13 protein-coding genes are annotated in these 13,061 nt (G+C 63.0%); 9 read left to right on the top strand and 4 right to left on the bottom strand.

The window, feature by feature from the left end:
* The first annotated feature begins 2 nt into the window (after positions 1–2).
* Positions 3–779 carry a cation diffusion facilitator family transporter gene (locus tag FJ443_RS32050; protein WP_348641930.1) on the top strand — a complete coding sequence of 259 codons (777 nt, stop codon included), beginning with the start codon at positions 3–5 and terminating at the stop codon, positions 777–779.
* Positions 727–1,329, top strand: a complete 603-nt coding sequence (locus FJ443_RS32055; protein WP_348641931.1) for a cation transporter dimerization domain-containing protein — start codon at positions 727–729, stop codon at positions 1,327–1,329. Before FJ443_RS32050 ends, FJ443_RS32055 begins: the two co-directional genes overlap by 53 nt.
* A gap of 226 nt (positions 1,330–1,555) precedes the next feature.
* On the opposite strand, the gene FJ443_RS08575 is transcribed toward FJ443_RS32055, so the two are convergent.
* The gene (locus FJ443_RS08575; protein ID WP_140552091.1) at positions 1,556–1,993 is read right to left on the bottom strand and encodes an Lrp/AsnC family transcriptional regulator; all 438 of its coding nucleotides are present in this window, start codon (positions 1,991–1,993) and stop codon (positions 1,556–1,558) included.
* 128 nt (positions 1,994–2,121) lie between these two features.
* On the opposite strand from FJ443_RS08575, the gene rocF reads away from it, so the two are divergent.
* Complete coding sequence (rocF, locus tag FJ443_RS08580) at positions 2,122–3,042, top strand: arginase (protein WP_140663506.1); 921 nt, start codon at positions 2,122–2,124, stop codon at positions 3,040–3,042.
* Between the two features lie 3 nt (positions 3,043–3,045).
* Positions 3,046–4,113, top strand: coding sequence for an ornithine cyclodeaminase (locus FJ443_RS08585; protein WP_140559895.1), 1,068 nt, complete (start codon positions 3,046–3,048; stop codon positions 4,111–4,113).
* Between the two features lie 193 nt (positions 4,114–4,306).
* On the opposite strand, the gene FJ443_RS08590 is transcribed toward FJ443_RS08585, so the two are convergent.
* From FJ443_RS08590 to FJ443_RS08600, 3 genes are read right to left on the bottom strand one after another with little or no spacing between them, the layout of a single operon-like run.
* Positions 4,307–4,546, bottom strand: a complete 240-nt coding sequence (locus tag FJ443_RS08590) for a transporter substrate-binding domain-containing protein (RefSeq protein WP_181167255.1) — start codon at positions 4,544–4,546, stop codon at positions 4,307–4,309.
* Positions 4,543–5,556, bottom strand: a complete 1,014-nt coding sequence (locus tag FJ443_RS08595; protein WP_140499314.1) for a substrate-binding domain-containing protein — start codon at positions 5,554–5,556, stop codon at positions 4,543–4,545. The genes FJ443_RS08590 and FJ443_RS08595 overlap by 4 nt, the downstream gene beginning before the upstream one ends.
* A 46-nt stretch (positions 5,557–5,602) precedes the next feature.
* Positions 5,603–6,976 (bottom strand): ROK family protein, encoded by a 1,374-nt coding sequence (locus FJ443_RS08600; RefSeq protein WP_246681205.1) that lies wholly within the window; start codon positions 6,974–6,976, stop codon positions 5,603–5,605.
* Between the two features lie 314 nt (positions 6,977–7,290).
* On the opposite strand from FJ443_RS08600, the gene FJ443_RS08605 reads away from it, so the two are divergent.
* The 5 genes from FJ443_RS08605 to FJ443_RS08625 all read left to right on the top strand — a co-directional run bounded on the left by FJ443_RS08605 (position 7,291) and on the right by FJ443_RS08625 (position 13,061).
* Entirely contained in the window at positions 7,291–8,118 is an 828-nt protein-coding gene (locus tag FJ443_RS08605) for a sugar phosphate isomerase/epimerase family protein (RefSeq protein ID WP_140663508.1), read from the top strand.
* Between the two features lie 40 nt (positions 8,119–8,158).
* Positions 8,159–9,280 (top strand): substrate-binding domain-containing protein, encoded by a 1,122-nt coding sequence (locus tag FJ443_RS08610; protein WP_140499310.1) that lies wholly within the window; start codon positions 8,159–8,161, stop codon positions 9,278–9,280.
* A gap of 64 nt (positions 9,281–9,344) precedes the next feature.
* Positions 9,345–10,514, top strand: a complete 1,170-nt coding sequence (locus FJ443_RS08615; RefSeq protein ID WP_140499308.1) for a Gfo/Idh/MocA family oxidoreductase — start codon at positions 9,345–9,347, stop codon at positions 10,512–10,514.
* A complete protein-coding gene (locus tag FJ443_RS08620; RefSeq protein WP_224680599.1) occupies positions 10,511–12,097 on the top strand; it encodes a sugar ABC transporter ATP-binding protein in 1,587 nt (528 codons plus the stop codon). Before FJ443_RS08615 ends, FJ443_RS08620 begins: the two co-directional genes overlap by 4 nt.
* A complete protein-coding gene (locus FJ443_RS08625) occupies positions 12,087–13,061 on the top strand; it encodes an ABC transporter permease (RefSeq protein WP_140499306.1) in 975 nt (324 codons plus the stop codon). Before FJ443_RS08620 ends, FJ443_RS08625 begins: the two co-directional genes overlap by 11 nt.

The raw sequence follows: 13,061 nt of genomic DNA on the forward strand, positions 1-13,061 counted from the left end.
CCATGATGGACGGCATTCGCGGCTGGTTCGGCTTCGGCCCGGCAGCTCAAGGCTTCGGCGGGCATGGCCATGACCATGGCGAGGGCGGACACGGCCACACGCATGGCGTGGTCGATCCCACAATCGCGACGACCACACGCGGCATCTGGGCGATCAAATGGTCGTTCGTGCTGCTAGCCCTTACAGCGGTGCTGCAACTGGTCATCGTATTCCTCTCGGGCAGCGTGGCGCTGCTTGCCGACACCATCCACAATGTCGGCGACGCGGTCACCGCCATCCCGCTGTGGATCGCCTTCATGCTGGCGCGGCGCAAGCCCAGCAAGACCTTCACCTACGGCCTTGGCCGGGTCGAGGACCTGGCCGGCATCATCATCGTCCTGATTATCCTCTTCAGTGCCATCGTCGCCGGCTATGAGGCGATCGACAGGTTGATCCATCCCCAAGCCATCAGCTTCCTCGGCTGGGTTGCCGCCGCCGGCCTCGTCGGTTTCCTGGGCAATGAGGCTGTCGCGGTATTCCGCATCCGCGTCGGCCGCGAGATAAACAGCGCGGCCCTGATCGCCGACGGCTATCACGCCCGCACCGATGGCTTCACCAGCCTTGCGGTGGTCCGGCGCGGCCGGCGTCTGGCTAGGCTTCCCGCTCGCGGACCCGATCATCGGCCTTTTGATCACTGTGGCTATCCTCGCCATCGTCTGGCAGTCCTCAAAGGCGGTGCTGACACGCATGCTGGATGGCGTCGAGCCGGGCATCGTCGAGGAAATCCATCATGCGGCTGAACATGTGAGGGGCATCCAACGGGTCGCCCAGGTGCGGGCGCGCTGGATCGGCCACAGGCTGCATGCGGATATCGCCATCAAGGTGGCCGAGACAGCGAGCGCAAAGGATGTGGTCGGCATCGCGGAGGCTTTGAGAGGGGAGCTGTTCGACCACCTGCCGGCGCTCTCGGAGGCGAACATCCGTCTGGAAGGCGAAGGCGGATCCGTGGCGGGCGGTTCGGCCCACGCCGATCATGCGCCGGAGCCTTTCAAGGTCGTCAGCGACCTGGCAACGGGAACGCTCGAAATCGTCGATACGCCCGCTGGCGAGCGCTTGCGTCTCACCATCGACAGCCATGCCGACGATCTGGGGGCGACCGTGATCATCGACCGGTCCGAAGGTCCCGAGACGCTTTCGCTCGGGCCTGTCGCCGGCAATCACCACCGCCGTGAAAGCAGCGTCGCCCCCGCCGAGCCGCACGAGTTCGAGGCGAGGCTGATCCTGACCTCTAAGGGCAAGCAACAGGTCCTGCCGTTCAAGATGGTTGAGCCGGAAGGCCACCAACACTAGGACGGGGCAGACTTGCGCGACTTGACGCGTTCGCTCAATCGGTGTCGCGTGACGCGGGTCGATGACAGATCTCGCCGCTCACGCAGCTCTGTTCTTCTCAGCAAGGTCCGCCCCCGCTGGAGGTTGCCACAGGTTGGCCAAGTCCGAGCTCATTTAGGGTTGCGCCGCACAACGGTGCAGGAGCAGCACTGCCGGTTTGGCCAGCTAGGCTATTCGCAGACAGCGATCAAAGCCGCGCCTTGGTGCTCCGGGGTGTCGCCAACAACAGGCTGGTCTCGCTGCCGGTGATGCCGGGGATCAGGCGGATGCGCCGCAGCACGGCGTCGAATTCGGTCAGTGTCTGTGTCCCCAGTTCTATCACCAGGTCCCAGCGGCCGTTGGTGGTATGGATCGTCGAAACCTCCGAGAAGCCGCCAAGAGCGCGGATCACACGATCGGCGGCATGCCCTTCGATTTCCACCATCATGATGCCGCGTACACGCTGGTCGACGGCATCGGCTCGCAGGATGACGGTATAACCGATGATCGCACCGGCTTTTTCAAGACGCTCCATACGGGACCTGACCGTTGCCCGCGAGACGCCGACATCCATGGCAAGGTCCGAGATGCTGCGCCGCGCGTCATGCCGCAAAAGCGTGATGAGCTGTTCGTCAAGCTGATCCATGGCCCAGAATGCAACCAAATCATTCCATTTTGATAGCCCATTTCGATAAATATGCCAATTTGATATGTTCATTCTGCCAGCTGTCCGCGCTCCAATAAGGCATCGAAAACGCTCGCGGGGACATAGGAATGCATTGCACGATCGTCGGGGCACCGATCCAGGTCGGCTCGGGCCGGATGGGTTGCGAGATGGGGCCCAGCGCGCTCCGTACCGCAGGCCTGGCGGCCGCGCTCACTGAACTCGGGCATACGTTGGCCGATCTTGGCACCGTCGCCTCCGCCGACCTGCGCCCGATCAGCCACGGCAATGCCGCCTTGAAGGCGCTGCCGGAAATCGTCGCATGGACGGCGGCGATTACCGAGGCGGCCTATGCAGCCAGCGCCGGCGCCATGCCGATCTTCCTTGGTGGCGACCACAGCATTTCCGCGGGCACGCTGGCCGGTATCGCCCGCCGGGCGGCGGAAGCCGGCCGCCCGCTCTTCGTGCTGTGGCTCGACGCACATCCTGATTTTCACACGCTCGACACCACGACCAGCGGGAATTTGCATGGCGTGCCGCTGGCTTATGCCAGCGGGCAACCCGGCTTCGAAGGCTACTTCCCCAGCCTGGCGACTTGCGTGGATCCGGCCCGTATCTGCACGTTGGGCATCCGCAGCGTCGATCCGGCGGAGCGCGAAGCGCTACGCAAGGCGGGCGTCACCGTGCACGACATGCGGATGATTGACGAATACGGCATGGCCCCGCTGCTTCGCGCCTTTCTCGAGCGGGTCAGTGCCGAAAACGGCATGCTGCATGTCAGCCTCGATGTCGATTTTCTCGACCCTTCGATCGCGCCTGCCGTGGGCACCACCGTGCCGGGCGGCGCCACCTTCCGCGAGGCTCATCTGGTGATGGAGATGTTGCACGACAGCCATCTCGTCACCAGCCTCGACCTGGTCGAGCTCAATCCCGCACTCGACGAACGCAACCGCACCGCAACCCTTCTCGTGGACCTGACCGCGAGCCTGATGGGCCGGCGGATCATGGACCGTCCCACACGGAGTTATTGAACTGTGACCCCCCATCTGAACATCGTGCCCTTCGTCAGCGTCGATCACATGATGAAGCTGGTTCTTGCCGTCGGCATCGATCGCTTTCTCATCGATCTCGCTGCCTATATCGAAGAGGATTTCCGACGCTGGGAATTGTTCGACAAGACCCCGCGCATCGCTTCGCACAGCATCGACGGCGTCATCGAACTGATGCCTACGAGCGACGGACAGCTCTACGGCTTCAAGTATGTCAACGGTCATCCAAAAAACACGCGCGACGGGCGCCAGACCGTGACGGCGTTCGGCGTGATGGCCGATGTCGGCAATGGCTATCCGATGCTGCTTTCGGAAATGACCATCCTGACCGCGTTGCGCACGGCGGCGACGTCGGCCGTCGCGGCCAAATACCTTGCTCCCAATGCGGCGGACTGCATGGCAATCATCGGCAATGGCGCCCAGTCGGAATTCCAGGCCATCGCCTTCAAGGCCCTGCTCGGCATCGACAGGCTTCGCCTCTATGACATCGATCGGTCGGCATCCTTGAAGTGCGCGAAAAACCTTGCGGGGTTCGGTTTCGACATCGCGATCTGCGCTTCGGCGCAGGAGGCGGTGGAAGGGGCTCACATCATCACGACGGTCACCGCCGACAAACGCTCCGCGACCATCCTGACGGACAACATGGTCGGATCGGGCGTGCACATAAATGCCGTCGGCGGCGATTGCCCCGGCAAGACGGAATTGCATCGCGATATTCTGCTGCGCTCCGACATATTCGTCGAATACCCGCCGCAGTCGCGCATCGAGGGTGAAGTCCAGCAACTCGAGCCGGACCATCCCGTGACGGAGTTGTGGCAAGTGATGACCGGCAAGGCCGCCGGCCGCCGGGATGCCAGCCAGATCACCTTGTTCGATTCCGTCGGCTTTGCGATCGAGGACTTTTCCGCGCTGCGCTACGTCCGCGACCAGCTTCAGCGCACCGGCCTCTACGAGGAGCTCGATCTGCTGGCGGACCCGGATGAGCCACGCGACCTCTTCGGCATGCTGCTGCGCGCCGACAAGGCCGCCCAGATCACGGCCGTATCCGGCTGAGTTTTCGCAGAACCTGCGGCCGAATGTCCGCCTCGCAATAGCTGCGGCGCCGAGCGGCGCGCGGCTCGATATCCTAAAGCGGTTCATCGTTCGATGGAAATGACGAAGCGCTCTATCACTTTTATGCAATTCTCCAGGGAAAGCGCTACACGCTTTTCCGGGAAGACCGCTCTACACTTTTCCTGGAATTGTTTTAGCTCTTCGGGCTCAAGCCCACTTCAAACCACTTCTTCGACATCTGCGCGAGCGTACCGTCCGCGGCCATCTCGCCGAGCGCCTTGTTGAGGATCGCCTGAAGCTCGGGCTCCTGCTTGCGGATGCCCAGGCAAACATTTGACGCCATGATGGCGCCGACGAGACGCGGACCGCTTGTGATCAGCGTGCCGTTGCTCTTTGCCGCGCGGTCCCTCGCGAAGACGACATTGTCGGTCAAGGCAGGCTGTTTCGTGGCTTGCGCGCCATTAGCAAGGCGGCGGGCGCTGGTGTGCGCCAGACGACTTGATAGGCTTCTACTACATTGCTGGCCGTGACACTGAGCCCGGGAAGCGCGATCCAGGCCGGCGGCTGGCGTTCGAGCAGGCCGAGAATTGTGGCAATGCCCGTAGCAACGCCCTGATCGTGAGGCAGTTGCGCGGCGATGCCCTTGATCAGGCCTCCACCAACGAGGTCCGTGGCGACGTCGTTGCCGAGGTCGACTGTCGTCACCGGAATAGCCTTGCCCGCATCGCGGATCGCCGCGACGGCAGCGATTGCCGGCACGTCCCAGACGGCAAACAGTCCGGCGAGCTCCGGATTGGCCTGCAGCAAGTCGGCGGTCGCGGCTCTCGCTTGCGACACGTCGGCAAACTTGCCGCGAACCAGCGTCAGGTCGGGACGTCGAGCAGCCATCCATTTTCGGAAAGCAATCTCGCGCTCATGCGTCGCGAAGAAATCGATGCCATAGGCCAGAACGCCGACCTTTCCGCCCTGTGGTATATGTGGCGCCAGGAGTTCTGCGCCGATCTGACCGAGACCGAAATTGTCGCTGGAAACAACGCTGACGTAATCCTTGCCGGGCAGCATGCCGGTTGGGGCATTGTCGAGCAGCAACAGCTTCTTTCCGGCCGCCGATATTGCACGATGCGCGTCGGCGGCACGGTTGCTGCCGATTGGAATGGAGACCACCGCATCCACGGCTTCGCCGGCCAGCCGTTTCAGTTCCGAAATTTGCCGCTCGATGTCGAAGCCGCAGTCGACGACCTCGACCACCGCCGCTCCGTAGCGGCCAAGCGTGGTGACGATCCCGGCCAATTCCTCCTTAGCCCAGTCGCTCTTGGTGGTGTGGAGAACGATGGCGACCGAGAAGCGCCGGTTGCGGGCGAGATCGGCGTCGGCATTCGACAACCCGACCTGGTCGGCTGGAACCGCCCGTTCGCCATGCGGCCCAAGGCCGGTGATCGCCATTCCTCAACCCTCCCCAGGTTCACGCGGCCCGGCCGACTTGGCGATGCTATGCAAGCGCTCCTCCCGGTGGCCGTGGCTTTGCCGGGCGAGCGCTGGTTCCGAGTGCGGCCCGCGCGAGAAAATCCTTGAATTCCGGATGCTCACGCGGTGAACCGAGCGTAATCCACCCCTGCAGAAATTTCGCATCGAACAGTGCTTCCGCAACGACTTGGGCGGCGCCGACCAGTCCGGCCGAGCCGCCCATCTGCGAACGGACGATGCGCAGGTCGCGGGTGACGATCGGATGCGACTGGCGATAGACCGCCTCGCGTACGGCTGCCAACAGTATGTCCCCGGTCTGGGCCACGCTGCCGCCGAGTACGATCAATGACGGGTTCAGCAGATTGGCCAATGGCGCCAGTACCTCGCCGACCGCACGGCCGCAACGCCCGAGAAGGTCGATACAGAACGGATCGCCCAATTGGGCGCCGTGGCCAGCGTCGGTGACCGTCACTTCGCCGGCGCGCGCAAGCATCTCGGCCAGATAGGGGCTGCTCCCGCTCTCGGCCGCCTGGCGGGCCTCGCGTCCGAGCGCTTCGCTGCCGGCAACAGCTTCGAGATTTCTGCCCTCGATGAAAGTATGACCGATCATGCCGGCAGCGCCCTGCGCGCCACGGTGCAACGCTCCCTCCGAAACCACGCCGGCGCTGATCGAGCGGCCGAGCTTGACGAAGATCATGTCGGCGAGGCCGCTGCCGGACTTCAGTTCGCCCATCGTCATCGTCTGGACGCCGCTTCGCACCCATACCGGCGCGCCGACAAGCGTGGCCAACTGCTCGACGAAAGGGAATCCATCCCAGTTCTGGAACGCATTCAGCGCCGGCGCGAACAGCCGCTGATCATCGCATTTCTCAACGGCTCCGGGCACCGCCAGCCCGATGCCCCAGATGCTGGCCTCACTGCCATGCTCTTCCAGCATCCAGGCAAACAGCGTTGCTAGCCGCTGGACCACCGGCTCGGGACCTGCGGCCAGTTCCACCGCTTCGTGATGTTCGGCCAGCAGGCGGCCGGACAGGTCTGATACACCGACTGCCAGCGAGGAATGATCGAGCACGGCGGCCAGGATCATGCCAATGCGCGGCCGGAAGCGGACATGGCGTGGTGCGCGTCCGCCGATCGCCGGGCCGAGTTCGCCTTCTTCTATCAGCCCTAGCCGAAGCAGCGTGGCGAGACGATCCGTGACGACGGCGCGCCCCAGTTCCGACTGGTTCTCTAGCTCCTGGCGGGTCGTTGCCGCCTCGGTCCGTATAAGGTTGAGCAGCGTGGCCAGGCTGCCATGCGCGGATTCGCTGGCACGCGGCCGGCCGGCGGCGCGGCGCGGTTGGTCCGACTGTACGGGGTCTGTGGCGCTGCGCTCGTCCATACTCTTGCCGAGGCTCATCTCCCGATCTCTATCGCTGCCGGCTCAGGGTCATCACGCCGTTAGCCATGGGTACCGTGGCCTCATTTACGGATCAAGCAGGAACTTATGTATTTTACAAACAAAAGTATGCCGACTTTTGCATTTTAATGATTGACGAGCGGCGAAAGGCGGGCATAAGTATCAGCCAGGTTCGGAGGAGGGCTCCTAACGTCGACAGCCCTCGCGAAGGCGAAGGATGTCGCACGTCCGTTGTCCGAATTCTTCTCCAGCCAAAGATGCCGGCCCCGCGCTGCGCGCGGTGATGCATCGGCTACAGGCAGGGAGGATACGAGATGCCGGTGAAACTGGCCTATCACGCCAATTGCTGGGGTGCGCTCGGTGGCAACGCCGTCGGCGTCACTTCGATCACCCAGCTTACCTATCGCACCTTTGGTGACATGGAGCAGGCGATCCGCGACATTGGATCGGCCGGATATACCGGAACAGAACTCTTCGACGGCAATCTCCTCGACTATCAAGGACGCAATGGCGCGCTGCGCGCTGCCTTGGACCAGTCCGGCGTCGTGCTCGTGGCCGGCTACTCCGGTGCCAACTTTATCTTCGACGATATCCTTGGCGAGGAGTTGGCGCGGATCGAACGCGGAGCGGCTGCCGTGGCCGAACTCGGCGGCGAGCATCTGGTCGTCGGCGGTGGCGCCAAGCGAGCCAAAGGCCGGCAGCCAGATGATTTCAAGCGCCTCGGCGCGGCGCTCGACAAGATCATCGACATCGCAGCCAAGGCGGGCTTGCGCGCGCACTATCACCCGCATCTGTCGACCATCGTCGAAGGTCCCGACGAAGTTCGCGAGATTTTCAAACATACCGCGATCGATTTCTGTCCGGACACCGCGCATCTGGCAGCCGCTGGCGGTGATCCGGCCGCGCAGATTCGCGAATTCAGCAAGCGCATCAGCTATGTGCATTTGAAGGGCTGGCAGCGCGATCCCTTCGCCTTCACGCCGCTCGACCGCGGCGACCTTGATATGGAGCCGATCATCCAGGCGCTCGAGGACACCGGATTTTCCGGCTGGATCGCAACCGAGCTGGATGCCTGGCCAGACCCCAAGCAAGGGGCGGAACTCAGCATGAAATATCTGAAGAGCGCTTTGAAGCAGAGTTGAACCGACAGGTACCAAGCCTGTCATCAGGGAGGAGACCCAAATGACACGTTTCAACACAATAGCCGGGACGTTCACGGCGGCATTGCTGGCCGCCAGCCTCTATACCGCAGCTCCCGCTTTCGCCGACCCCGATTCAGCACTCGCCGAACTGCAGAAGACAGTGCTCTCCAAGGGGCCGAACGGCGAAGCTCCAGCGTCGGCGGCGTCCGTCAATCTGACGCAGGAGGAACTGGCCAAGATCAAGGACATGAAGGCGACGGCGGCGATCGTCATGCACTATGGCGGCAATGACTGGTCACGCGCGCAGATCGCCGGCCTCAAAGACCAGTTTGGCAAGATGGGCATCGAGGTGATCGCCACGACCGATGCCGGATTCAAGCCGGAAAAGCAGGTCGCCGACCTCGAAACTGTGATGGCCCAGAACCCCAAGATCATCGTTTCGATCCCCACCGACCCGTCGGCGACGGCGTCCGCGTACAGGGCAGTTGCCGATAAGGGCGTGAAGCTGGTGTTCATGGACAACGTGCCGGCCGGCTTCGTCGCGGGCAAGGATTACGTCTCCGTAGTCTCGGCCGACAATTATGGCAACGGCGTCGCCGCAGCGCATCTGATGGCCAAGGCGCTGGGGGGCAAGGGCGACATTGGTCTGGTCTTCCACGCCGCCGACTTCTTTGTCACCAAACAGCGTTATGATGGCTTCAAGAAGACGATCGCCGACAACTACCCCGATATCAAGATTGTCGCCGAACAAGGCATTGGCGGCCCGGACTTCACCGGCGACGCCGAAAAGGCGGCATCGGCCATCCTCACTTCCAACCCTGCCATCAACGGCATCTGGGCGGTGTGGGACGTGCCGGCCGAAGGCGTCATCTCGGCGGCCCGCACCGCTGGTCGCGACGACCTTGTCATCACCACCTGCGACCTCGGCGAGAACGTCGCAATCAATATGGCGGGCGGGGGCTTCGTGAAGGGCCTGGGCGCCCAGCGTCCGTTTGACCAGGGCGTCACCGAAGCCCTGCTCGCAGGCTACGGTCTGCTCGGCAAGGAGGCTCCGGCCTTCGTCGCCTTGCCGGCGCTGCCCGTCACCAAGGACACGCTGCTCGAGGGTTGGAAAGCCGTCTATCACGCCGAGGCGACCGACAAGATCAAGGGCAGCATGTAGCGCGCCCTGCGGCCGGCGCACTCCCAGCCGGCCGCACCTCTTCTCAATTCGACAGGAGACCATCATGACCAAGACGCTCAACGTGGCGATGATCGGCGGCGGCTTTATGGGTAAAGCCCATGCGCTCGCTTATGCGACGATGCCGATGTTCTTCTGGCCCGCCCCCGCCATCCCCGTGCGCAAGGTGGTGGTCGACATCACCGAGACACTGGCCGACGAAGGCCGCCGTCGCTACGGATTCGAGGAATCATCCGCTGACTGGCGTTCGGTGGTGACGCGATCCGACATCGACGTCATTGACATCGTCACCCCGAACGACAGCCATGCCGCGATCGCGATCGCGGCCGCTGAAGCCGGCAAGCACATCATCTGCGAAAAGCCGCTGGCGCGCGGCGGCGACGAGGCAAAGACCATGCTCGACGCGGTGAACAAAGCCGGCGTCATCCACATGGTTGCCTTCAACTATCGTCGCACGCCGGCAGTGGCGCTTGCCCGCCAGTACATAGAGGAAGGCCGCATCGGTAAGATTCTCAACTTCCGCGGCACCTATCTGCAGGACTGGTCGGCCGATCCGGATTCGCCTCTGTCCTGGCGCTTTCAGAAGAAGATCGCCGGGTCCGGCTCGATCGGCGACATCGGCACCCATGTCGTCGACCTTGCCCGTTATCTGGTCGGCGAGATCGCCGAGGTCAGCGCGTTGGTGCGCACCTACAACAAAACGCGACCGATCCAACGCGGCAATCTCGACAGGCTCGGCGCGGCAGAGAGGAATACCGATACCGAGCGGGCTGAGGTCGACGTCGACGATGAGGTGATGACGCTGCTGAAATTCGCCGACGGCGCGATCGGTTCGCTGGAGGCGACCCGCAACGCCTATGGCCGCAACAATTTCATCACTTTCGAGATCCACGGCACCAAAGGCTCCATTGCTTTCAACTACGAACGGCGCGACGAATTGCAGGTGATGTTTGCCGATGATCCTGCGGATGCACGCGGCTTCAGGTCCGTCTATTCCGGTCCGGCGCACCCCTATGGGTCGGGTCTGTGGCCAATCCCGGCGCTCGGCATCGGCTATTCCGAAACCAAGATCGTGGAGTGTTTCGATTTCTTCTCGGCTATTGTTTCGGGCAAGCAGCCCTTGCCCAATTTCGAGGATGGCTACAAGACCGAGCGGGTGGCCGACGCGCTGATCGAATCCGGCCAATCCGGCCAGTGGACCAAGGTCCGACCATGACAATCGCGGCGCCTGTTCATGCGGTGGAAATGAAAGGCGTCACCAAATCCTTCGGCGGCGTCAAGGCGCTGGTCGATGTCGACCTGCGGGTAGAGAAAGGCGAAATCCACGCATTGCTCGGTGGCAATGGTGCCGGTAAGTCGACCATCCTGAAAGTGTTGAGCGGCGTTCATGTGCCGGACACCGGTACCATTCTAGTCGATGGCAAGCCACTCGCCGAAATCTCGCCCGAAGCTTCAAGGCGGGCGGGCATCGCCATGATCTTCCAGGAAATGAGCCTCATCCCCACGCTGACCGTGGCGCAGAATGTTTTCCTGACCCGCGAAGCCAAGGTCGCGTTCGGCCTGATCGACGATCGCACCGCCGAAAAGCGCGCCAAGGACCTGTTCGACATGCTGCAGGTCGAGGTCGATCCGAAAGCGACGGTCGGCAATCTCGGCGCCGGCCAACGGCAGTTGACGGAGATCGTCAAGGCGATCTCGCAGAATGCGAAAGTGCTAGTCCTGGATGAACCGTCGACGGCGCTGGCGGTATCCGATGTCGAGCGGCTGTTTGCCTTCCTGCGCAAACTGAGATCGGAAGGCGTCGCCATCATCTATGTCTCGCACCGCATGGACGAGATAGCCCGCATCGCCGACCGCGCCACGATCTTGCGCGATGGCCGCAACGTCATCACCGCGCCGATGTCGGAACTGCCGATCGAAACGATGATTGAGCATATTGTCGGCAAACGCTCGCGCGGTCTGTCCGACGTGGTACGCGGCGAATCGAATGTCGGGGCGCCGCTGCTTGAGCTCGACGGTGTTTCAGGGGTGGAGAAACCGAAGAACGTCAGCTTCGTCGTCCACAGCGGCGAAGTGGTCGGCCTAGCCGGGCTGCTGGGCTCCGGGCGGTCGGCGATCGCGCGCGTCATCGCCGGCATAGATCCGATCGTCGAAGGCGAGATCCGCATTGCCGGCGAGCCGGTGGCGATCGCCAGACCAAGTGACGCCATCGAGGCCGGTGTGGCGCTGGTGCCGGAGGATCGGCTACGGCAGGGCGTCATCGCGGAGCATTCGGTCGCCTCCAACATGACGCTCGCCGTGCTCGGCCAGTTGAGCAGCAAGGCCTTTGTGTCGACGAAAAAGATGCGCGAGCTGACTGATCGCCAGATCGCCCAGCTGCGGATCAAGACTGCATCGCGCGACAGCCCGGTGCGCACACTTTCGGGCGGCAACCAGCAGAAGGTCGTCATCGGCAAATGGCTTTCGAGGAATCCGGAGATCCTGGTCCTCGACGAGCCGACCTCCGGCATCGATATCGGTTCGAAGTCGGAAATCATCCTGCTGGTTCGCCAGCTCGCCAACGCCGGCAAGGCAATCATCATGATCTCGTCGGAGCTGTCCGAGATGCTGTCGGCCTGCGACCGTATCATCGTCCTCTCCGAGGGGCGCGTCGTGAACGATGTCAGCCGCGCCGATCTCGACGATCCCTCGGCGCCAAAGAACGATCCGGTTGCGCGACTCCAGGCGGCCGAGCGCAAGCTGCAGATCGTCATCCAGAAAGCGCTGAGCAAGAGCCAGGGAGGAATACATGTCCACTAGTCAGGCTGCCGCGTCCCAGTCCTCGCTGGCAGCGAGGCTTGGGCTCACCAACTGGCGGCAGAACATCATCTACATCGGTTTCGTCGTCATCTTCATCATTTTCGCGATAACGTTGTTCGACAAGGGCTTCCTCAACCTCAACAACCTGCTCAACATCGTGCGGCAGACGGCGATGATCGCGGTGATGGCGATCGCCATGACCTATGTTCTGTCGGCAGGCGAGATCGACCTGTCCGTTGGTGCCGTCGCGGGTCTCGCCTCGGTGACGACGGCGATGGCGATCGACGCCGGCGGACCGATCACCGGTGTGATGGCGGGGCTCGCCACAGGCGCCGTCGTCGGCACCTTCAACGGCCTGTTGACGACGCGGGTCGGAATTCCATCCTTCCTTACCACGTTGGCTATGATGGGCATCGCTACCGGCACCGCAATGTGGATCAGCGATACGGCTGCGGTGCCGATCATCTCGAAGAGCTACTCCTGGATCTTCGGCGGCGGCAATGTCGGGCCGGTGCCGGTGCTGCTGATCTGGATGCTGGTGCTGGGAGCCGTCGGCCACGTCGTTTTGAGGCGAACGAGCTTTGGCCGCCGCGTGCTGGCCACCGGCGGCGGCGAGATCGCGGCGCGTTATTCCGGCATCGACACCAAGTCGGTCAAGTTCCGCGTGCTTACCATCTCGGCCATGGCGGCGGCGCTGGCCGGAATGCTCTACGCCGGCCGGCTGCAATCGGGGCGCTTCCAACTCGGCCAAGGCGACGAACTGTCGGTGATAGCCGCGGCGGTGCTTGGCGGCACCAGCCTGTTCGGCGGCTCCGGCACGGTGATCGGGACGATTGTCGGCGCGCTGATGATCGGCCTCATCAATAACGGCCTGATTCTGATGGGGTTGGAGTTCAGCCAGCAGCTAATCGCGCGCGGCGCCATCATCATCCTTGCCGTTGCACTCAGCCAGGGGAGGAAATGA

Source organism: Mesorhizobium sp. B2-6-1, assembly GCF_006440475.1.
In the GTDB taxonomy this organism is placed as follows: domain Bacteria; phylum Pseudomonadota; class Alphaproteobacteria; order Rhizobiales; family Rhizobiaceae; genus Mesorhizobium.

Bases quoted from the DNA above. Each gene is read 5' to 3' on its own strand.
- FJ443_RS08620 (WP_224680599.1), top strand. From the start codon at position 10,511: ATGACAATCGCGGCGCCTGTTCATGCGGTGGAAATGAAAGGCGTCACC.
- FJ443_RS32050 (WP_348641930.1), top strand. From the start codon at position 3: ATGATGGACGGCATTCGCGGCTGGTTCGGCTTCGGCCCGGCAGCTCAA.
- rocF (WP_140663506.1), top strand. From the start codon at position 2,122: ATGCATTGCACGATCGTCGGGGCACCGATCCAGGTCGGCTCGGGCCGG.
- FJ443_RS08610 (WP_140499310.1), top strand. From the start codon at position 8,159: ATGACACGTTTCAACACAATAGCCGGGACGTTCACGGCGGCATTGCTG.
- FJ443_RS32055 (WP_348641931.1), top strand. From the start codon at position 727: ATGCTGGATGGCGTCGAGCCGGGCATCGTCGAGGAAATCCATCATGCG.
- FJ443_RS08595 (WP_140499314.1), bottom strand. From the start codon at position 5,556: ATGGCGATCACCGGCCTTGGGCCGCATGGCGAACGGGCGGTTCCAGCC.
- FJ443_RS08615 (WP_140499308.1), top strand. From the start codon at position 9,345: ATGACCAAGACGCTCAACGTGGCGATGATCGGCGGCGGCTTTATGGGT.
- FJ443_RS08575 (WP_140552091.1), bottom strand. From the start codon at position 1,993: ATGGATCAGCTTGACGAACAGCTCATCACGCTTTTGCGGCATGACGCG.
- FJ443_RS08600 (WP_246681205.1), bottom strand. From the start codon at position 6,976: ATGAGCCTCGGCAAGAGTATGGACGAGCGCAGCGCCACAGACCCCGTA.
- FJ443_RS08625 (WP_140499306.1), top strand. From the start codon at position 12,087: ATGTCCACTAGTCAGGCTGCCGCGTCCCAGTCCTCGCTGGCAGCGAGG.
- FJ443_RS08605 (WP_140663508.1), top strand. From the start codon at position 7,291: ATGCCGGTGAAACTGGCCTATCACGCCAATTGCTGGGGTGCGCTCGGT.